The following is a 20,086-nucleotide window of genomic DNA, read 5'->3' as shown; positions in this document are numbered from 1 at the left end:
CGACCCATTGTCGCGCATCGCGCGGGTGCTCCGAGACCGGGTCGGCCGGAGCGCGTCGCCGTCCCGAAGACGGCCGGGCCACCCCAGCCGGGTCCCCAGGAGGTCAGAACACCGGGTCGGCGGCGTTGAGGCGGCGGGCGAACTCGGCCGCGGCGGCGCGTGGATCGTCCGCCTCGGTGATCGCGCGGACCACGACGACGCGGCGGGCCCCCGCCGTGAGCACCTGGTCGAGGTTGCCGGCGTCGATGCCGCCGATCGCGAACCACGGGCGGGTGAAGCCGTGCCGGGACACGTACTCCAGCAGGCCGAGTCCGGGCGCCGGGCGGCCCGGCTTCGTCGGCGTCGGCCACGTCGGGCCCGTGCAGAAGTAGTCGACGCCGGGCTCGGCGGCGGCGGCCGACGCCTGCGCCTCCGAGTGGGTCGACCGGCCGATGAGCACGTCCTGGCCGACGATGTGGCGCGCGGCCGGGACCGGGAGGTCGTCCTGCCCCAGGTGGAGCACGTCCGCGCGTACGGCGTGGGCGATGTCGGCCCGGTCGTTGACCGCCAGCAGCGCGCCGTGCCTGTCGCAGGCCGCGCGGAAGGCCGAGAGGTACTCGATCTCCTGCCGCGCCTCGAGGCCCTTCTGCCGGAGCTGCACGATGTCGACGCCGCCGGCGAGGGCCGCGTCCAGGAACTCCTCCAGGTCGCCCTGGGACTCCCGTGCGTCCGTACAGAGGTAGAGGCGGGCCCGGTCGAGCCGGGCCCGCAGGGTCACGGCGCGTTCAGAGAGCAGGTGACTGGGCACTGGGTGGCCTTTCGGTCATTCCGCGGGCACCCCGCCACCCGCCCTGAACGGATCAGAGAGCGAGCGCCTGGGCGCGCCGGTTGATCTCCTTGACGCGGTGCTGGGTGAGCGCCTGGACGGGCGTGCCCGGCAGCGAGGCGTCCTCGGTGAACAGCCAGCGCAGCGCCTCGACACTGTCGAAGCCGGAGTCGGCGAGCACCGTGAGGGTGCTCTGGAGTCCCTTCAGCGGCTGGTCGCCGGCGATGAACGCCGCCGGGACGCAGAGGCCGTCGGCCCGCTGCACCCCCAGGAGCTTGTGGTCGCGTAGTAGCTGCTTCACTCGCTTGAGATCGAGGCCCAGCCTGTCGGCCGCCTCGCGCAGGGTGAGCCACTCGCCCACCAGTGCGTCGGTCTTTCGGTCGATCTCGATTTCGGCAACGGTGTGCGTCACGGAACCCTGCCTACCACCTTCGGCACCTTCTGAAACCTCACTCACGGGGCAGCGTCTCTGACCGGAATGGCGGGATCCGCCAGCGCTGACCGGTCGATCCGCTTCTGAGCTGCGATGATACGCCTCGCTTGTACCAGGTCGCGCGGCCGGTCGACCGTCACGATCGCGGCGAGCCGATCGCCGGTGAGCCAGCAGGCGGCCCACCCGCCCGCTGCCGGGTCCCCGCGCCAGATCATCGTGTCGGCGACCGGATGATGCCCGGCGTACTGCACCATGTGCCCGAACTGCTCCGACCAGAAGTACGGCACCGGATCATAGACCCGCTCGCCGCCCAGGAGATTGGCGGCCGCGACCTCCGGCGCGTTCAGCGCCGTGTCCCAGTGCTCGACGCGCAGGCGGCGCCGGAACATCGAGGACCACCAGGCGGCGCAGTCGCCGACCGCGAACACGCCGGGGCGGCCGGTGTACAGCCGCTCGTCGACGGCGATCCCGTCGTCGAGGGTGAGACCGGAGCCTTCCAGCCAGGCCGTCTCGGGGCGGACTCCGATGCCGGTCACGACCGCGTCCGCCTCGATCGAGCCGCCGCCGGCCAGGTCGAGGCCGCCTCGCTCCACGGAGGCGACCTTGACGCCGTGACGGAGTTCGACCCCCGCCTCGGCGTACCAGGCCGCCGTCTTCGCGCCGACCTCGGCGCCGACGGCGGCCGCGAGCGGCGTGTCGGCGGCCTCGACCACGGTGACCCGGCAGCCGGCCTTGGCGGCCGCCGTGGCGACCTCCGCGCCGATCCAGCCGGCCCCGACCACGGCCACCCGGGCGCCGGGGCGCAGGACGGCGCGAAGGGCGCGGGCGTCGTCGATCGTGCGCAGCACGTGCTGCGGGCCATCTCCGGGCAGCCGGATCGGCGACGCGCCCGTCGCGATCACCAGGCCGTCGAAGCCGAGGGGGCCCGCCGTCGTCTCCAGGACGTCGGTGAGTCCGGTCACACGGTGGCCCAGGAGCAGCTCGCAGTCGAGCGCGGCCCAGTCGGCGTCGACGGTCGTGTCGTCGGCCTCGCCGCGCAGGACGGCCTTGGACAGTGGCGGCCGGTCGTACGGGCGGTGGGGCTCGGCCCCGACCAGCGTCAGCCGGCCCGGGTAGCCCTGTGCCCGCAGGGCCTCGACGGTCCGGACTCCCGCCAGTCCGCCACCTGCGACGATCACCCGTTCCATGGTCGTGACCTTATAGTCTGGATACGTAAGCGTAAGCGCGGGAGTCCGGCGCACCGGGCTGAGAGGGCGGCACAGCGGCCGCCGACCGCATGAGTCCACAGCGGGCTCTGGACCTGATCCGGATCATGCCGGCGAAGGGAGCGCATGCGTGCGTCACGTGGTCATCGTGGGCGGCGGAGTGATCGGTCTCGGGATCGCGTGGCGATCCCTGACCCGTGGCGTCCGCGTCACGGTCGTCGATCCGGAACCGGCGAGCAAGGCGTCGCGCGTCGCCGCCGGGATGCTGACCCCCGTCACCGAGCTCGGGTACGGCGAGGACGCCCTGCTGCGTCTCGGGATCGTCTCGCGCGACCGGTTCCCCTCGTTCGTCGCCGAGCTGGAGGAGGTCTCCGGCGTCGACACCGCGTTCCGGCGTGACGGGGTGCTGCAGGTCGCCCTCGACGCCGACGACCTGGCCGTCCTGGACGAGCTGCGCCGGTTCCAGGAGTCGCTCGGCCTCGCCGCGGAGGCGCTCACCGGCCGGGAGTGCCGGCGCCGGGAGCCGATGCTGGCGCCGTCGGCGCGCGGCGGGCTGTTCGCGCCCGACGACGGCTCCGTCGATCCGCGTCGCCTGTCGGCGGCGCTGCTGGCGGCCGTCGACCGGCTCGGCGGGACCCTCGTCCGCGACCGCGTGGCCGAGATCCTGATCGACGACCGTGCCGCCGGGGTGCGCCTCGCCGGCGGCGACGCCCTCGCCGCCGACCAGGTCGTCCTGGCCGCCGGCCCCTGGAGCCACGAGATCAAGGGGCTGCCGCCGGACGCCGTCCCCCCGGTCCGCCCGGTGAAGGGCCAGGTGGTGCGCCTGCGCAGCCCGGTTCCCTTCCTCAGTCGTACGGTCCGCGGCCTGGTGCGGGGCTCCTCGGTCTACCTGGTGCCCCGCGCCGACGGCGAGCTCGTCATCGGCGCGACCCAGGAGGAGATGGGCTACGACACGACGGTCACCGCGGGCGGGCTGTGGGAGCTGCTGCGGGACGCCCGCGAGCTGGTGCCCGGCGTGACCGAGCTGGCGTTCGAGGAGGTGAGCGCCGGCCTGCGGCCCGGCTCGCCGGACAACGCCCCGGTGCTCGGGCCGTCGTCCGTGCCCGGTCTGCTGCTCGCCACCGGTCACTTCCGCAACGGCGTGCTCCTCACCCCGGTGACCGCCGACGCCCTCGCGGAGACCATCGCGACCGGAGAGCCGCCCGAGGTCATCCGGCCGTTCTCAGCTGGAAGGTTCCACGATTGAAGATCACCGTGAATGGCGCCGAACGGGACACCCCCGACGGGTCGTCCGTGGCGGGCGTGGTCGCGTCGCTCACTGAGCGACCCGCCGGGGTCGCCGTCGCGCTGAACGACGAGGTCGTGCCGCGCGCCGACTGGAAGACCACGATTCTGCGTGAGGCGGACCGCATCGAGGTGCTGACCGCCGTGCAAGGAGGTTGACATGCAGGAACACGCCGAAGGCGGCCCCACGGCGGCCCGGCCGGAGCCGCTCGTGATCGCGGGTGAGAGCTTCGATTCGCGGCTGATCATGGGCACGGGCGGCGTGCCGAGCATGCACGTCCTGGAAGAGGCGTTGACCGCGTCGGGCACCGAGCTGACCACCGTCGCGATGCGCCGCGTCGGCGCGGACGCCCCCGGCTCCGTGCTCGACGTGCTCCGCCGATGCGGCATCCGGATCCTGCCGAACACCGCCGGGTGCTTCACCGCGGGCGAGGCGGTCCTCACCGCCAAGCTGGCCCGCGAGGCCCTGGGGACCGACTGGGTCAAGCTCGAGGTGATCGCCGACGAGCGGACGCTGCTCCCCGACCCGATCGAGCTGCTCGACGCGGCGGAGCGGCTCGTCGACGACGGGTTCGTCGTGCTGCCGTACACCAACGACGATCCGGTGCTCGCTCGGCGGCTCGAGCAGGCCGGCTGCGCCGCGGTGATGCCGCTCGGCTCCCCCATCGGCTCCGGGCTGGGCATCCGCAACCCGCACAACATCGAGCTGATCGTCGAGCAGGCCGGGGTGCCCGTGATCCTGGACGCCGGTCTGGGGACGGCCAGCGACGCCGCCCTCGCCATGGAGCTCGGCTGCGACGCCGTCCTGCTCGCGACCGCCGTCACCCGCGCCCAGTCGCCCGCGTTGATGGCCGAGGCGATGCGGCGCGCGGTGGAGGCCGGCCGGCTGGCCCGCCTCGCGGGCCGGATCCCCAAGCGCCGCTACGCCCACGCGTCCTCGCCGTGGGAGGGGCTGAGCTCAGCCGGGTGAACGTGCCCTCTCAGCCGGGTGAACGCGCCCTCTCGGCCGGGTGAACCGGCCGTCCCCGTGCCCCTCGCGGCCGGGAACGCCTCCGCCTCGCGTACCGTCTAACCGGAATCCGTTCCGAAGTGGTTCGGCTCACTCGGTGGACGGCTCAGCAGGCGATTCGCCGGGAAGAATGGTCTCGATCGTACAAGGATTGATGCTTTGATCCGGAGTGATGACGAGTATGCGCCGCGATCCCTAATACACTCCCCCTGATGGATACGACGGTTGCGGACCCCCTCGTCGGGCAGGTGCTCGACGGGCGCTACCTCGTACGGTCACGTGTCGCCCGCGGAGGCATGGCCACCGTTTACGAAGGTCACGACACGAAGCTCGACCGTACGGTGGCGCTGAAGGTCATGCATGGGAACCTCGCCGGGGACGAGGAGTTCGTCCGGCGTTTCATCGGCGAGGCCAAGCACGCCGCCGCCCTGTCCCACCCGAACGTCGTCGCGGTCTACGACCAGGGCACCGACAAGGGCTATGTGTTCCTCGCGATGGAGTACGTCCCGGGGCGCACGCTGCGCGACCTGCTGACCGAGCGCGGCCGGCTCGGCCCGCGCGAGGCGCTGCAGGTGATGCAGCCGGTGCTGTCCGCGCTGGGCGCCGCGCACCGCGCCGGGCTGATCCACCGCGACGTGAAGCCCGAAAACGTCCTGCTCACCTCCGACGGGCAGGTCAAGGTCGCCGACTTCGGCCTGGCCCGGGCGGAGACGGCGAGCAAGCAGACCAAGACCGGCATGATCATCGGCACGGTCGGATACCTCGCCCCCGAGCAGGTCATCTCCGGTGACGCCGACGCCCGCACCGACGTCTACGCCGCGGGCATCATGCTGTTCGAGCTGCTCACCGGCCGCCAGCCGTACGACGGCGGCACACCGCTGGCCGTCGCCTACAAGCACGTCAACGAGACGGTGCCGCTGCCGTCGAGCGTCATCGTCGGCCTTCCGCCGCAGCTCGACGCGCTCGTCGCGAGCGCCACCAACCGTGACCCCGCCCGCCGGCCCTCCGACGCCGACCACTTCCACGCCGCGGCCGGCGAGATCTACCGCATACTTCCGCCGGAGGTCGACGCGGCGCTGGCCGGCGTCGCGGCGGCCCCGCCGCCTCCTCCCGCTCAGCTTCCGCCCGCCGCTCCCGTCGGCGCCACGGTCGCCGACGGCTCGACGCAGATGTTCGGCCACCAGCCGGGCGGCTACCCGCCGCCGCACGCGGGAACGCAGGCGTTCGGCCCGAACACGATGGCGATCCAGCACCAGCCGCCGCCACCGCCTCCGACGATGCGGGACCGGCTGCTGCGGCCGCCGGGCCTGTACGGGCTGATCGCCGCCGGTCTCGTCGTCGTGCTGCTGCTCGGCGGGGTCGTGTGGTTCCAGACCGTGGGCAACAAGGAGCGTGTGCCGACGCTGGCGGGGCTGTCCGAGGAGCAGGCCCGCGTCAACGCCGCCAAGGTCGGGTTCAAGGTCAAGGTGGGCTCCTCGCGCTTCGACCCGAAGGTCCCGAAGGACAAGGTCGCCGAGGTCCAGCCCGCGGCGGGCACGGAGGTCAAGAAGGGCACCCTGCTCACGCTGATCCTGTCCAGGGGCAAGCAGCCGGTCAGAATCCCCGACGTCAAGAACGCCACGGCCGACGCGGCCAAGCAGCAGCTGCAGCAGGTGGGGCTGACGGTCGACGGCGATGTGGCCAAGCAGAGCAGCACCACCGTGCCGAACGGCTCTGTGATCAAGACTCGTCCGGCGGCCGGCACCATGCAGAGCCCGGATGACCCGGTCACCCTCGTCGTCAGCAAGGGCATGCAGATGCCCAACCTGGTCAATCTCAACCGGGACAAGGCCGCCCAGAAGCTGGCGCCCCTTGGTCTCACCGTGCAGTGGCAGGAGCAGGACCCGGCCGACGGCCAGCAGCCGAACACCGTGGTCGGGCAGAACCCGCCCGCGGGTCAGGGCGTCACCCGTGGCCAGATCGTCCAGATCACCGTCACCAAGGCCAAGCAGAAATGCGACCCCCTGGACTTCATCTGCCAGTGGAAGCAGCGCAACAACGGCAACGGCAACGACCAGGGCGGCCAGCCGGCCCCCGTGCCCAATGTCGTCGGCCAGCCGATCGTTCAGGCGGCCCAGACGCTCATGGACAACGGCTTCCAGCCTCAGGTCACCGGCGGCCAGGCAAGCGACATCGTCACCGGTGAGGACCCGCCCGCCAACACCCCGCTGCCGAAGGGCACCGTCGTCAAGATCTGGCACTGAACGCCGCCTCCCCGGTGCACACCTGAGAGGCGGCGTCGGTCGTCGACCGGCGGAGCGGCGTCGGCGCTCGCCTGAGGAGCAGCGACGCGGCACTAAGCTGAACCGGTCATGGCAACTGAACGCATCAATCCGATCGGGGCGCACGTTCCGGTGGCGGGCGGGCTCGCGACCGGCGGGCTGCGCTACGCCGCCGAGATCGGCGCTGAAGCCGTCCAGGTGTTCGTCAGCAACCCCCGGGGCTGGGCCCGTGCGGCCGGAAAGCCCGACGAGGACCGGCGGCTGCGCGAGCACGGCGAGGAGCACGACCTGCCGGTGTTCGTGCACGCGCCGTACCTCATCAACCTCGGCTCGCCGAGCCCCGAGACCATCGCCAACTCCGTCGCCTCGATCCGGCACGCCCTGCAACGCGGCGCCGCGATCGGCGCGCGCGGCGTGGTCGTGCACACCGGCTCTGCGGTGTCCCAGCCGCGCGAGGACGCCATGCGGCAGATCCACGAGCACCTGATGCCGCTGCTCGACGAGATCCCCGACGACGGCCCCGACCTGCTCCTGGAGCCGATGGCCGGCCAGGGCGCCATGCTGTGCGCCACCGTGCAGGACCTGGGCCCGTACCTCGACGCCGTCGACCGTCACCCGCGGGCCGGGGTCTGCCTCGACACCTGTCACGCCTTCGCCGCCGGGCACGACCTGAGCGCGCCGGGCGGCGTGGCCGAGACCCTCGACGCGCTCGCGGAGAGCGCCGGTGACGGCCGGCTCAAGCTGATCCACGCCAACGACAGCAAGGACGCCTGCGGTTCCTGCAAGGACCGGCACGAGAACATCGGCGCCGGCCTGATCGGCGCCGCTCCGTTCGCCGAACTGTTCCGCCATCCGGTGAGCCGCGGAGTGCCCCTGATCATCGAGACCCCGGGCCGCAGCGCCGAGCCGCACCGCGCCGACATCGAGACCCTCAAGAAGCTCCGCGACGCGTAAGCCTCCCGGCCCGCCTCGACGCGTCCAGGTGAGCCTCGAGGCCCCGCTCAGGCCTTTCCGGGCGAGCCCCGGCCTCTCCCACGCCGGCCTGGCGAGGGAGAGACGCTCGGCCCCCCGCGCGTCCGATTCGGACACGGCCCCGGCATGAAAAAGGCCTGGGTGCCGCTGAACAACCCCCCGACCGTTCAGCAGCACCCAGGCGCGCCGCCTGGCGTCCACCCCCCCGAGTCGGAGCCTGGCGGCCGTCCCGAGAACGTTGCTGTGTCCGAAACCCTAGAGTCCCCGCGCAGCCCCGCGAAACCCATATTGGCCTTGCCTCGGCAAACGGTCAGTAGCAAGCGGTATACGTTCCGTAATCGAATGCCGAGCGGTCGGTGCGACGCGACGAACGGTTCACGGCGGCCCCTCCGGGAGGAGGTCCTCGGGCAGGTGCATGCGGGCCATCGCCCGGTCCGTGCGGTCGGGGATCCAGCCGGGGGTGAGGAGTGAGACCGCGACCGTCACGGCGAACGCCAGCGGCACGGTGAGGATCGCCGGCTGCTCGAGGAGGGTGCCCAGCCAGCCGGAGCCGGTGCCGGGGTCGCCGAGGACCCGCGCCAGCCCGGCGGCGGTGGCCGGCACGCCGCCGGCGAGGAGCCCGGCGAGCGCGCCGGGCGGCGTGATCCGCCGCCACCACACGCCGAGGACGAGCAGAGGGCACAGCGACGAGGCCGCGACGGCGAATGAGACCGTCACCAGGGCCGCCGACTGCGGGGTGCAGGCCCAGGGCGCGAGCAGCAGCGGCACGGCCACGGCGACGAAGACGGCCGTCTGGAAGCCGCGTACACCGCCCCCGAGCCCCCGCGCGATGCTGCCGGACACGGCGACCACGACGCCGCAGGACGTGGAGGTGAAGGCCGCGAACGCGCCCGTCGCGACGAGGGCGGTGAGCAGGTCTCCGGTGACGCCGGGCACGATCCGGTGCGGCAGCAGGAGCAGCGTCGCGTCGGTGTCCCCGGTCATCAGGAGCTCCGGCGTGTAGAGCCGGCCGAGCGTGCCGAACAACGCCGGGAACAGCGAGAAGACCGCCAACATCAGAACGACGAGCCCGGCCGTGCGCCGGGCGGCGCGCCCGGACGAGTTCGTGTAGAAGCGCACCATGATCTGCGGCAGGCCCATCGTGCCGAGGATCGTCGCCAGGAGCACGGAGTAGGTGGCGGCGAGCGGATGCTGCCGGCCGCCCGCGAAGGGCGTCGCCCAGCGGTCGCCGCGCAGCAGCGCGATCCGGGACGTGTGGGGCACCGCGGCGCCCGCCGGGAACCGGAGCCGGGTCCCGGAGCGCACGCGGTGGCGGCCCGCCGACAGGCGCAGCCGCTCACCGGTGTGCCGCCGGCCGTCGAGGACGCCGGTGACCGCGACGACTGCCGGCGCCGTCAGGTGGATACCGGCGGTGGTGTCGGCCGTCACCGTGGTCTCGCGGTGGAAGTACGGGGGCCGGGCGGCGTCGGCGTCGTTCTGCAGCCGCCAGACGGCCAGGAAGACGAGCGCGGGGATGGTCACGGCGGTCAGCTTCAGCCAGAACTGCACGGCCTGGACACCGGTGATGCTGCGCACTCCGCCGGGGAGGACGAGCACGACGACGGCGGCCATCACCACGAGCCAGCCCATCCACACCGGCAGCCCGCTGATCACCGCGAGGGTCACTCCGGCCCCCTGGAACTGCGGCAGCAGGTAGAACCAGCCGATGACGAGGACGCAGGCGCTGACCGCGCGACGCACCCGCCGCGAGCCCAGCCGCCATTCGGCGAAGTCCGACAGGGTGTACGCGCCGGAGCGCCGCAGCGGGGCCGTCACGAGGGCGAGCAGCACGACGTGACCGGCGGCGGCGCCGATCGGCAGCCACAGCATGTCGGCGCCGTACGCGAGCACGAGACCGGCCATGCCGAGGAAGGCCGCCGCCGAGACGTACTCGCCGCTGATCGCCGAGGCGTTCCACCAGGGCGACACCTCGCGGGCGGCGGCGTACAGGTCGGATACCTTGGCAGGCCGGCCACGCGCCGGCACGGTCGCCAGGGATGCGATGAGCAGGGCCATCGCGAGCATTGTGATCATGTGTTCTCCTCGCCGGGCGGCGAGTCCCACCACCTTCCGGGGGGTTCGGCGTCGGCGCGGGCCAGGGCTGGGGTCACTCGTGCCGGGCCATGGCGGCGAAGTCGCGTTCGGCACGCTCGGCGAGGCGTACGTGCCGGCGCGCGACGGCGGCCCACACGACCGGGACGACCACGCACAGCACGAGCCAGGGCAGGCGCACGCCGAACAGCCGCACCCGTGACAACGCGGGCTCCCACGCGAACAACAGCGGCAGCCCGCCGGCGATCAACACGACGATCGCGCAGGTCACGGCGGCGTGGCCGGCCTGGATGCGCATGAGCGCGCGGACGGGCGCCGCGTCGACGCGGCTCCGGTCACCGGTGACACGGCGCAGGGGCGTGGAGCGTCCGCGCGGGCTGGTGACGGTGACGCGTTCACTCATCTGGCGATGGGGGCCTCTGCCGGAAGCGGCGGATGAGCAGGTCGCGCACCTCCCGGGTGTGGCGGCGGCTCACCGGCAGCAGCAGGTCGCCGACCTGCACGAGCGCGCGGCCCTCGTCGAAGCGGAGCTCGGTGATGTGCGCGGCGGCGACGAGCGTCTTGCGGTGGATCCGGATGAAGCCGGCGGTCCGCCAGCGCTCGGCGAGGGCGGCCAGCGGCATCCGGAGGAGGTAGCTGCCGTCGGCGGTGTGCAGACGGATGTAGTCGCCCTGCGTCTCGGCGTGGGTGACGTCGGCGCGGGAGATCAGGCGGGTGCGCCCGCCGAGCTCCACCGGGATCACCTCGTCCGTCTCCGGCTCGTACGGCGTGATCTCCCGGTGGACGGCCTCGTCGACGCGGCGGACGGCCTCGCCGAGGCGGTCGGGGTCGATGGGCTTGAGGATGTAGTCGACGGCGCCGAACTCGAAGGCGGTGACGGCGAACTCGTCGTGGGCGGTGACGAAGACGATGGCGGGCGGGTCGGCGAAGCCGGCGGCGAGGCGGGCGAAGTCGAGGCCGTCGAGCGCGGGCATGCAGATGTCGAGGAACACCGCGTCCAGCCGCTCACCGCTTTTGATCATCCGTCCGATCTCGCGGAGCGCCTCGGCGGCGTCGCGGGCCGGCTTGACGTGCTCGATCCGCGGGTGTCGGCGGAGCAGGTAGGTGAGCTCCTCCAAAGCGGGGGCCTCATCGTCGGCTGCGAGCACGCGAAGCATGGCAGGAGACTCCCTCTTTTACCGTCAGTATGCAACTCGTTTCACCAAGTAGTCGGTTTCTTTTACCCTGCGGCGACACCCGGGTGGCTCTTGGGCACGCGGAGGCCGACCTTCATCCCCGCTCCGACGGCCGTCTCGATGACCAGTCCGTACTCCTCCCCGTAGACCTGACGCAGGCGGTGGTCGACGTTCACCAGGCCGATGCCGCCGTACGCCGCGTCCTCTCCCCCGTCCGCGAGGATGGCGCGCAGCTTTCCGGGGTCCATGCCGACCCCGTCGTCCTCCACGCTGATCTCCGCCTCGGCGCCCGCGTCCCGCGCCGTGATGCGTACGTGCAACCGTTCGGTCCCGTACTGCATGCCGTGCCGGATGGCGTTCTCGACGAGCGGCTGCAGGGACAGGAACGGCACCGCGACCGGCAGCACCTCGGGCGCGATCTCGACGCTGAACCGCAGCCGCTCGTCGCCGAAGCGGGCCCGCTCGAGCAGCAGGTACCGGTGAATCGACCGCAGTTCCTCGGCCAGCGTCGTGAAGTCCCGACGGTCGCGGAACGAGTACCGCGCGAAGTCGGCGAAGTCGAGCAGCAGCTCTCGAGCGCGCTCGGGGTCGGTGCGGACGAAGGAGGCGATCGTGGTCAGCGAGTTGTAGACGAAGTGCGGGGAGATCTGGGCGCGCAGGGCCCGCATCTCCGCCTCCATGAGCCGCGTCTTGGACGAGTCCAGCTCGGCCAGCTCCAGCTGCCCGGAGGCCCAGCGGGCGACCTCCCCGAGCGTCTGCAGGCGCTCGTCGCGGACGCCCTCTCCGTAGGCGGCCAGGACCCCGGCGACGCGCCCCTCGATGGTCAGCGGCGTGATCACCGCCACCCGGAGCGGGCAGCCGGGGTCGCCGCAGGCGACCTGCGCCGGCGCCGCGACGCGTGGCCGACCGGTGCCGAGCACCGGGGAGGCGAGCCGGAGCACCTGCCCCGCGTGGTCGCCCCCGGAGCCCTCCCAGGCCAGCAGCCGCTCGGTGTCGGTGACCGCGACGGCCGGAACACCGAGGAGCTCCCGCAGGTGACGGGCTGCGCGCCGCGCCGACTCCTCGCTCAGGCCGGTGCGCAGCGAGGCCGACGCGAGAGAGATGGTGTGCAGGACGGCGAACGACGCCTCGCCGCCCGGTACGTCGTGTTCGTCACGGCGGCGCGCCGACCCCAGCGACCAGCCGGCGGCGGCCGCCATCAGGGCCGCCGTCGCAGCGAGTACGGCCTCGACCGAAATCCCTAACATGACCACAGACGGTAATGCCACCGTCACGGAAACGCGGGTATTTCGGCAACTCCCTCAGGCTGGAAGGTCGTCTTCCTGGTAGGAGTACCGCTGCTCGCGCCACGGATCGGCGACGTTGTGGTAGCCGCGTTCCTCCCAGAAACCGCGGCGGTCCACCGTGAGGTACTCGATGGCGCGCACCCACTTCACGCTCTTCCAGGCGTACAGGTGCGGCACGACCATCCGCAGCGGCGCCCCGTGGTCCGGCGCGAGCGGCTCGCCGTCCCGGCGCGTGGCCAGCAGCGTCGTCTCGGCGAGGAAGTCGGTCATCCGGAGATTCGCGCTGTAGCCGTACTCCGCCCACACCATGACGTGCGTGGCCTCGCCGGCCGGCGGCGCCAGGCGTACGAGGGCGGCGGTGAGGATGCCCTCCCACCCCACGTCGGGGACGGTGAACTTCGTGACGCAGTGGAAGTCGGCGGTGACCTTCGCGTGCGGCATCGCCGCGACCTCCGGCCAGGTCCACCGGTATTCGCGTCCCGCCTCGGTCGCGCCGTACACGCGCAGGTCCCAGCGCTCGGGCCGGAACTTCGGCACCGGGCCGTAGTGCAGGACGGGCCAGCCGCGCGGGACGTACTGCCCCGGCGGGAGGCGATCCTCAGGCCCCACCGCGTCGTCCTCGCCTCTCCGAATGCCCGCTCATGGTCATCGGCCATCCTGCCACCCCCCGCCGACGGTACGCGCCGAGCCCCTCCCTCACGGGCGGTCGGCGCATCGGTTAGGCTGTGCTCCGTGAGCAACGTCTTCTCCTTTACCTATGGCGGGCCCGGGACACGGGTGGCTGCCAGGAGGACGCTGCGCTAAAAGGCAACCACTGACAGATGCCCCGGGCCCGATGGGTCCGGGGCATCTGTCGTTTTACGAAGGGGAGCACCATGGTCGTGGTCATGTCCGCCGAGGCGGAGGAAGCACATGTTCAGGCGGTCGTCGCGCTGGTGGAGACGGCGGGCGGCGAGGCGTTCGTCAGCCGGGGCGTCAACCGCACGATCATCGGGCTGGTCGGCGACGTCGAGCAGTTCGGGACGCTGAACCTGCACGCCCTGCCCGGCGTCACCGACGTCGTGCGAATCTCCGTCCCGTACAAGCTCGTCAGCCGGGAGAACCACCCCGACCGCTCGGTCGTCCGGGTCGGCGGGGTTCCGATCGGCCCCGGCACCATGACGCTCATCGCCGGGCCCTGCGCGGTCGAGACGCCGGAGCAGACCCTCGAGGCGGCGCGGATGGCCCAGACGGCGGGCGCGACCCTCCTGCGCGGGGGCGCTTTCAAGCCGCGCACCTCCCCCTACGCCTTCCAGGGACTCGGCGAGAAGGGCCTGCGGATCCTGGCCGACGTGCGCGCCGAGACCGGCATGCCCATCGTGACCGAGGTCGTCGACGCGCGCGACGTCGAGCTCGTCGCCTCCTACGCCGACATGCTCCAGGTCGGCACCCGGAACATGCAGAACTTCGCGCTGCTGCAGGCGGTCGGCGGTGCCGGCAAGCCGGTCATGCTCAAGCGCGGCATGAACGCCACCATCGAGGAGTGGCTGATGGCGGCCGAGTACATCGCCCAGCGCGGCAACCTCGACATCGTGCTGTGCGAGCGCGGCATCCGCACATTCGAGAAGGCCACCCGCAACACCCTGGACATCTCGGCCGTCCCGGTCGCCCAGCGGCTGTCGCACCTGCCCGTCATCGTCGACCCGTCGCACTCCGGCGGGCGGCGCGACCTGGTCCTCCCGCTGACCCGCGCGGCCATCGCGGTCGGCGCCGACGGCGTCATCATCGACGTGCACCCGCACCCGGAGAGCGCCCTGTGCGACGGCCCGCAGGCCCTCGTGGACGGCGGCGTACGGGAGCTGGCCGCGACCGTACGCGACCTGCCGCCCGTGGTCGGCCGCACCCTCACCCAGGTCTGATCCCCGCGCCGCGGCGTGCCGTCCGAACCCCGGGCGGCGCGCCGCGGCCGGCGGGCGGGATTTCACCCGACCAACCGATCCTTCCCGACCGACCTCCCGGCCCCGACCGGCCTCCCGGCCCCGACCGGCCTCCTGGCCCAGGCCGACCTCCCGGTAGGCTCTCCGGCATGGCGTACTACACCGCCCAGCTCGGGCCGCCCCGGTTCTGACCGGGGCCACCGCACGCACGCCCGGCACCGCCGGGCATTTTCTCTGACGCCGCGCTGACGCGGCTGTTTCGGCGCGCCCCGGATTCGTGTACCCCGATACGGTTCCTGATCTGGAGCGTTCTCCTTGACCATCTCTGAGGTCTCCTCCGCCCTGCCCGTACGCCGGAGGCACGGCGGATCCGCCGACATCGTCCTGGCCGCCGCCCTGTGGGGCACGACCGGCACCGTCCGCAGCTTCATCCACGCGAGCCCGGTGGCGGTCGGCGCCGCTCGCCTGCTCATCGGCGGCGCCTTCCTCTTCGCCATGGCCCTGCGCGGCGGCGGCCTGCGGCCCCTGCTCGCCCGCGGCACGCGGACCCGCCTACTCCTCCTGCTGGGCGCGGCGCTCGCCGCCGTCTACCAGACGGCGTTCTTCAGCGCCGTCGCCCGTACCGGCGTGGCCACCGGCACGGTCGTCACGATCGGCAGCGGGCCCGTCTTCGCCGGCCTGCTGTCCCGGCTGCTGCGCATGGGCACGCTGACCCCGCGCTGGCTGCTGTCCACGGCGGGCGCGGTCGCCGGGTGCGCGGCCCTCACCCTCGGCGGCCAGGCGGCCGGCGTGGAGCCGGTGGGCGTCGCGCTGGCCCTGCTGTCCGGTTGCGGCTACGCGGCGTACGCCACCGTCGCGTCGTACCTCATCACCCGGGGCGACGACAGCCGCGCGGTGCTCGGCGCGCTGTTCGGCGGATCCGGGGTGCTGCTGCTGCCGGTCCTGCTGTTCGCGGGCTCCGGCTGGCTGCTCACCGGCTCGGGCGCGGCGGCGGTGCTCTACCTCGGCGTGATCACGACCGGGGTGGGCTACCTGCTGTACGGCCGGGGCCTGCGGACGACCCCGGTCGCCGCCGCGACCACGCTCACCCTGGCCGAGCCCGCCGTCGCGGCGGTCCTGGGGCTGGCCGTCCTCGGCGAGCACCTGAGCGTCGTCGCCTTCGCCGGCCTGGCCCTCCTCGCCGCCAGCCTGGTCATCCTCACCCTGCCCGCGCGCTCACGCTGAACCGCGGCCGAGAGGATTGGTGCTCATTGACCGCAAAGATTCGGCAAAGGGAAATTGATCACCTCGTGGCGGCCGGGGTAAAACCGGGGAAACGGTCCGGCGAAAGGTTGAGGAGGACCATGGACCGCATTCCCGACGAGCCGCTTCCCTACGAACCCCCGATGCTGGCCGAAGCGGGATCCTTCGCAGAACAGACGAAGGGTGCCGGAGGTCTGATCCCCGAGTTCCACGGCCACATCCCCCACTGAGACCGGTCATGAACGGTTCCGGCGAGACATGGTTCGTGGCCCTTCCCGATCGGGAGGATGCCGCGGACACGGCGGCCGTCCTACGGCCCGGGGCCTCGCAAGAGGTGCCTCATCCCTCCGGGCGGCCGTTTCTCATCGGGTGCTGGTCGCCGGATGAACTACGGCTCGCCGGTACCGACGGTGTACGGGTGGCGGTGCTGGGGCAGTGCCGCGGCACCGCCGCCCTCCTCGCCGACCGGGTCGCCGGCACGCGTGCGGTGGCCGACCTCGACCGCCCGGCTTCCACCATGGCCGGCAGCTTCCACCTGATCGCGAGCGTCGACGGCCGCGTCCGCGTGCAGGGAAGCGCCTCTGGGCTCAGGCGGGTCTTCCGGACCCGTGTCGGCAGGGTGACGGTGGCGAGTGACCGGTCCGACACGCTGGCCGCGCTGGTCGGCGCCGAGGTGGACGAAGAACACCTGGCCCTGTACCTGCTCTATCCGTGGCTCCCCTTCGCGCTGGCGGACAGGACGCCATGGCGCGGCGTACAGGGCGTACCCGCCGGCCACTACCTCCTCCTCGGCGACGACGGTGACGAACGGGCGGTCCCGTGGTGGCGACCTCCCGAGCCGGACCTCCCGCTGGCCGAGGGCGCCGGGGTTCTGGCCGACCGACTGGCCGAGGCGGTGGCCATCCGTACGGCCGGCGGTGGCATCGTCAGCGCCGACCTCTCCGGCGGCCTGGACTCGACGGCGCTGTGCTTTCTGGCGGCCGAACGAGGCGTCGACCTGCTCGGCGCGACGGTCGCCACGACCGACCCGGGCAACGACGACGTGGCGTGGGCGGTACGTGCCGCCGATCGTCTGACGACGCGAGGCAGAGTCGTCCACGATCTCATCGACCCGGGAGAGGTCCCCCTGCCGTACGAGGGCATCGTCGCGGTGCCGCCCATGGACGAGCCGTTCGGCGCCTTCCGGGACGTCGCCCGCTCCGACGCGGTCTGGCAGCGGATGGCCGGACGAGGATCGCGCGTCCATCTGAGCGGCTTCGGCGGGGACGAGGTCCTGCAGTGCCCGCCGGCCTACCTGCATACGCTCGCGCGCCGGCGTTCCCTCACCGCACTGTCCCACCTGCGCGGATACCGCGCCCGGTACCGATGGCCGCTCGGCGGATCGCTTCGGGCGCTCGCGGACACACGCCCGTACGGCGGCTGGCTGGCAGAGGCCGCGGAGGACGTCGACCGGCCCGGGTCTCTCGCCGGAGAGCCGCATCGCTGGGAGCCCGCGTTCCGGCTGCCGCCCTGGGCCACCGATCAGGCCGTCGAGACGGTACGCCACCTGATCCGTGAGGCGGCCGGGACGGCGGCGCCGCTGGCCCCCGACCGTGCCCGGCACGAAGCGCTCGTCTTCGCCCGCCAAGGCGCGAGGACGTACCGCCAGGCGGTGCGGCAGGCCCGCCGCGCCGGACTGACGCTCGCGGTGCCGTTCCTGGACGACCGGGTGCTCGAGGCGTGCCTCGCCGTGCGCATGGAGGAACGGACCGACCCTCGCCTCTACAAGCCGTTGCTGACCAGGGCGATGGACGGGACCGTCCCGCGGGATCTCCTGGAGAGGACCACCAAGGGCCACTACGCGGTCGACGGGCACGCCGGGCTGCGCCGGTTCCGCGCTCGCATCGCCGAACTGCTGGAGGACCCGCTGCTGGCCCGGCTCGGACTGGTCGACGCCGACGCGCTGCGCTCCGCCTGCCTCTCGCTCTACCCACCGACGTTGGGCCTGCCCGCGCTGGACGCGACTCTCGCGTGCGAGGTGTGGCTGCGCGCTGCCCGTACGTCACGCGACGCCGCAGTGAAGGGACGACCATGACCTTGCGACTTCGCCGGGACGTGTCCACCGCCGACACCGGGACCGGGCTCGTGCTGCTGGACCAGGCGGCGGGCCGGTACTGGCAGCTCAACCCCACCGGCGCCCTGGTCCTGCGGATGCTCCTCGACGGGGCGACCGAGGCCGAGGTGGCCCGCACACTGGCCGCGCGGCACGCCGTCGACGTCGAGCGCGCCGGCACGGACGTCACCGCCCTCGTGGAGAGCCTGCGCGCCGCCAAGGTGGTCGAGGAGACCGCGCTGTGAGCGCTCCGGTCACGGTGACCGGCGGCGGCAGGCTGCCGCTGGTCCTGCGTTCGCTCGCGCTCCTGGCGGTCGGCGCCGCGCGGGTGCTGGCCCGGCTGCCACCACGGCGCATCCGGGTGATCCTCGTGCTCCTGCGGGCAGGAGCCAGGCCGGCCGACTTCGACCGGGCCCGCCGGGCTCGCCACGCCGTCGTGACGACGAGCGTGCTGTGCGCGGGCGAAGGGTGCCTGCAACGGTCACTGGCCACCGCGCTGTTGTGCCGCGCGTACGGTGTCTGGCCCACCTGGCACGTGGGTGTCCGTACCGAACCCTTCATGGCGCACGCCTGGGTGGAGGCCGACGGGCGCCCCGTCGACGAGCCTGACCCGCCCGGTTACTACCACTCCATCCTCAGCGTCCCGCCGCGCTCCCCCCAGGCATAAAACGTCGTATTTCAGCGGCAACGCGGCACGTGTCGGCAATTTCGGAGGTTCGGGAGCACACAAAGCCGCAGGCCCGAAATAGGCGTTCTCTCGATGCCGTACTCCCATGATCGTGCCAGCCCGTTCCGATGATTTTCCAAGAGTCTTACGACAGCCTGACCGCAGTCGACGAAAGGTCTGACAATGAAGCGGATCATGGCACTCACCGCTGCGGCCTGCCTCGCGCTCTCCGCCTGTAGCGCGGCGGCTGCCGAGCGAAGTTCAAACCACGTGGCGGCTCCCAAAAAGGCCCCACCCAACATCGTCTTCGTCCTCACCGACGATCTCGCGATGAACCTCGTCCCGTACATGCCGCACGTCCAGCAGATGCAGAAGCAGGGGACCACGTTCAGCAATTACTTCGTGACGGACTCGCTGTGCTGCCCGTCGCGGACAACGACGTTCACCGGGCGCTTCCCGCACAACACCGGCGTCTTTACGAACGGCGGCAACGATGGCGGATACCAGACGTTCAACGCCCGCGGGAACCAGAACCACACCTTCGCCACCGCGCTTCAGGCGGCCGGCTACCGCACCGCCATGATGGGCAAGTACCTCAACGGCTACCAGCCGACGGACCCGGTGCCGCCGGGCTGGAGCGAGTGGGACGTCGCGGGCAACGGCTACCCCGAGTTCAACTACTCGCTCAACGAGAACGGCCACGTCGTCAAGTACGGCCACCAGCCGAAGGACTACCTGACCAACGTCCTGAGCAGCAAGGGCCGGCAGTTCATCGGCCAGTCGGCAAAGGCGGGCAAGCCCTTCGTGCTGGAGCTCGCCACCTTCGCCCCGCACGCCCCGTACACGCCGGCCCCGCAGGACAAGAACAAGTTCCCCGGCCTGAAGGCCCCGCGCGGCCCGGCGTTCAACGAGGCCGATATGTCCGACAAACCGGCATGGATCAAGAACCACAAGAAGCTCACCGCGAAGCAGATCACCACGATCGACAACGTGTTCCGCAAGCGGGCGCAGGCCGTGCAGGCCGTCGACCGGATGATCGGCAACATTCAGACGGCGCTGAAGAACAACGGCGTCGACCGTGACACCTACCTCGTCTTCAGCTCGGACAACGGCTTCCACCTGGGCGAGCACCGGCTCGCGCAGGGCAAGATGACCGCCTACGACACCGACATCAAGGTGCCGCTGGTCGTCAAGGGCCCGGGCGTCGCGGCGGGCCACACGACGAACACCCTCGCGCAGAACACCGACCTGTGCCCGACCTTCGAGAACCTCGCCGGCGTGAAGGTCCCGGCGGCGGTCGACGGCCGGCCCCTCACGCCGTTCTTCAAGGCCAAGCCCACGCAGAAGAGCCGCGACGGGGTCCTCATCGAGCACCACGGCCCCGACCACCTGGCGGGCGACCCGGACCTGCAGGCCGCCGCGAGCGGCAACCCGCCGAGCTACGAGGCGGTGCGCACCGGGCATGAGGTGTACGTCGAGTACGCCGACGGCGAGCGCGAGTACTACGACCTGAGCCGCGACCCGAACGAACTCGACAACGCCGTCACCCGCCTACCCGCGGCCCGGCTCAAGCAGCTCACCTCGCTGCTGCACCGCCTGGAGAAGTGCTCGGGCAAGACCTGCCACTAGTTTCCTCTCCCACCTCCGT

Annotated in this window: 20 protein-coding genes; 12 read left to right on the top strand and 8 right to left on the bottom strand. The window is 72.2% G+C overall.

Going from position 1 to position 20,086, the window contains the following annotated elements; translation table 11 throughout:
• Window positions 1–103 precede the first annotated feature (103 nt).
• The 3 genes from thiE to ACQP2O_RS15450 are packed head-to-tail and all read right to left on the bottom strand — an operon-like array spanning window position 104 to window position 2,425.
• Window positions 104–787, bottom strand: coding sequence for a thiamine phosphate synthase (gene thiE / locus ACQP2O_RS15460; RefSeq protein ID WP_433184727.1), 684 nt, complete (start codon window positions 785–787; stop codon window positions 104–106).
• A 52-nt stretch (window positions 788–839) separates the two neighbouring features.
• On the bottom strand, window positions 840–1,217 hold the full coding sequence (locus tag ACQP2O_RS15455; RefSeq protein ID WP_433184724.1) for an Rv2175c family DNA-binding protein: 378 nt from the start codon (window positions 1,215–1,217) through the stop codon (window positions 840–842).
• A gap of 41 nt (window positions 1,218–1,258) precedes the next feature.
• Window positions 1,259–2,425 (bottom strand): NAD(P)/FAD-dependent oxidoreductase, encoded by a 1,167-nt coding sequence (locus ACQP2O_RS15450; RefSeq protein WP_433184721.1) that lies wholly within the window; start codon window positions 2,423–2,425, stop codon window positions 1,259–1,261.
• Window positions 2,426–2,573: 148 nt separating this feature from the next.
• Here ACQP2O_RS15450 and thiO point away from each other — a divergent pair, with 148 nt between their 5' ends.
• The 5 genes from thiO (at window position 2,574) to ACQP2O_RS15425 (ending at window position 7,951) form a co-directional block, all read left to right on the top strand.
• The gene (thiO, locus tag ACQP2O_RS15445) at window positions 2,574–3,689 is read left to right on the top strand and encodes a glycine oxidase ThiO (protein ID WP_433184718.1); all 1,116 of its coding nucleotides are present in this window, start codon (window positions 2,574–2,576) and stop codon (window positions 3,687–3,689) included.
• Window positions 3,686–3,886, top strand: a complete 201-nt coding sequence (thiS, locus tag ACQP2O_RS15440; protein ID WP_433184715.1) for a sulfur carrier protein ThiS — start codon at window positions 3,686–3,688, stop codon at window positions 3,884–3,886. The genes thiO and thiS overlap by 4 nt, the downstream gene beginning before the upstream one ends.
• Window position 3,887: 1 nt before the next feature.
• A complete protein-coding gene (locus tag ACQP2O_RS15435) occupies window positions 3,888–4,697 on the top strand; it encodes a thiazole synthase (protein WP_433184713.1) in 810 nt (269 codons plus the stop codon).
• 251 nt (window positions 4,698–4,948) lie between these two features.
• Window positions 4,949–6,979, top strand: coding sequence for a Stk1 family PASTA domain-containing Ser/Thr kinase (pknB, locus tag ACQP2O_RS15430; RefSeq protein ID WP_433184710.1), 2,031 nt, complete (start codon window positions 4,949–4,951; stop codon window positions 6,977–6,979).
• A 108-nt stretch (window positions 6,980–7,087) separates the two neighbouring features.
• Entirely contained in the window at window positions 7,088–7,951 is an 864-nt protein-coding gene (locus ACQP2O_RS15425) for a deoxyribonuclease IV (RefSeq protein ID WP_433184707.1), read from the top strand.
• 393 nt (window positions 7,952–8,344) lie between these two features.
• Here ACQP2O_RS15425 and ACQP2O_RS15420 read toward each other — a convergent pair whose 3' ends face one another.
• From ACQP2O_RS15420 to ACQP2O_RS15400, 5 genes are all read right to left on the bottom strand, one after another.
• A complete protein-coding gene (locus ACQP2O_RS15420) occupies window positions 8,345–10,042 on the bottom strand; it encodes a cation acetate symporter (protein ID WP_433184704.1) in 1,698 nt (565 codons plus the stop codon).
• 73 nt (window positions 10,043–10,115) lie between these two features.
• Window positions 10,116–10,463: a hypothetical protein gene (locus ACQP2O_RS15415; protein ID WP_433184701.1), complete on the bottom strand. Its 348-nt coding sequence runs from the start codon at window positions 10,461–10,463 to the stop codon at window positions 10,116–10,118.
• Complete coding sequence (locus tag ACQP2O_RS15410) at window positions 10,456–11,217, bottom strand: LytR/AlgR family response regulator transcription factor (RefSeq protein WP_433184698.1); 762 nt, start codon at window positions 11,215–11,217, stop codon at window positions 10,456–10,458. Before ACQP2O_RS15410 ends, ACQP2O_RS15415 begins: the two co-directional genes overlap by 8 nt.
• A 62-nt stretch (window positions 11,218–11,279) precedes the next feature.
• On the bottom strand, window positions 11,280–12,482 hold the full coding sequence (locus ACQP2O_RS15405) for a histidine kinase (protein ID WP_433184695.1): 1,203 nt from the start codon (window positions 12,480–12,482) through the stop codon (window positions 11,280–11,282).
• A gap of 54 nt (window positions 12,483–12,536) precedes the next feature.
• A complete protein-coding gene (locus tag ACQP2O_RS15400) occupies window positions 12,537–13,130 on the bottom strand; it encodes a sulfite oxidase-like oxidoreductase (protein ID WP_433184692.1) in 594 nt (197 codons plus the stop codon).
• A gap of 266 nt (window positions 13,131–13,396) precedes the next feature.
• Between ACQP2O_RS15400 and aroF the strand changes: the two genes are divergently transcribed.
• The 7 genes from aroF (at window position 13,397) to ACQP2O_RS15365 (ending at window position 20,067) form a co-directional block, all read left to right on the top strand.
• Entirely contained in the window at window positions 13,397–14,419 is a 1,023-nt protein-coding gene (gene aroF, locus ACQP2O_RS15395; RefSeq protein WP_433184689.1) for a 3-deoxy-7-phosphoheptulonate synthase, read from the top strand.
• A gap of 333 nt (window positions 14,420–14,752) precedes the next feature.
• Complete coding sequence (locus tag ACQP2O_RS15390) at window positions 14,753–15,661, top strand: EamA family transporter (RefSeq protein ID WP_433184686.1); 909 nt, start codon at window positions 14,753–14,755, stop codon at window positions 15,659–15,661.
• A gap of 119 nt (window positions 15,662–15,780) precedes the next feature.
• A complete protein-coding gene (locus ACQP2O_RS15385) occupies window positions 15,781–15,909 on the top strand; it encodes a lasso RiPP family leader peptide-containing protein (RefSeq protein ID WP_360877816.1) in 129 nt (42 codons plus the stop codon).
• Between the two features lie 188 nt (window positions 15,910–16,097).
• The gene (locus ACQP2O_RS15380; protein ID WP_433184683.1) at window positions 16,098–17,753 is read left to right on the top strand and encodes an asparagine synthase-related protein; all 1,656 of its coding nucleotides are present in this window, start codon (window positions 16,098–16,100) and stop codon (window positions 17,751–17,753) included.
• On the top strand, window positions 17,750–18,016 hold the full coding sequence (locus tag ACQP2O_RS15375; RefSeq protein WP_433184680.1) for a lasso peptide biosynthesis PqqD family chaperone: 267 nt from the start codon (window positions 17,750–17,752) through the stop codon (window positions 18,014–18,016). The genes ACQP2O_RS15380 and ACQP2O_RS15375 overlap by 4 nt, the downstream gene beginning before the upstream one ends.
• Complete coding sequence (locus ACQP2O_RS15370; RefSeq protein WP_433184677.1) at window positions 18,013–18,438, top strand: lasso peptide biosynthesis B2 protein; 426 nt, start codon at window positions 18,013–18,015, stop codon at window positions 18,436–18,438. The genes ACQP2O_RS15375 and ACQP2O_RS15370 overlap by 4 nt, the downstream gene beginning before the upstream one ends.
• Window positions 18,439–18,708: 270 nt before the next feature.
• The gene (locus ACQP2O_RS15365) at window positions 18,709–20,067 is read left to right on the top strand and encodes a sulfatase family protein (RefSeq protein WP_433184674.1); all 1,359 of its coding nucleotides are present in this window, start codon (window positions 18,709–18,711) and stop codon (window positions 20,065–20,067) included.
• The last annotated feature ends 19 nt before the right edge of the window (window positions 20,068–20,086 follow it).

Origin of the sequence: Actinoallomurus sp. CA-150999 (genome assembly GCF_050942425.1) — a bacterium.
GTDB lineage: Bacteria > Actinomycetota > Actinomycetes > Streptosporangiales > Streptosporangiaceae > Actinoallomurus.
This window is presented reverse-complemented; position numbering and strand designations above follow the sequence as displayed.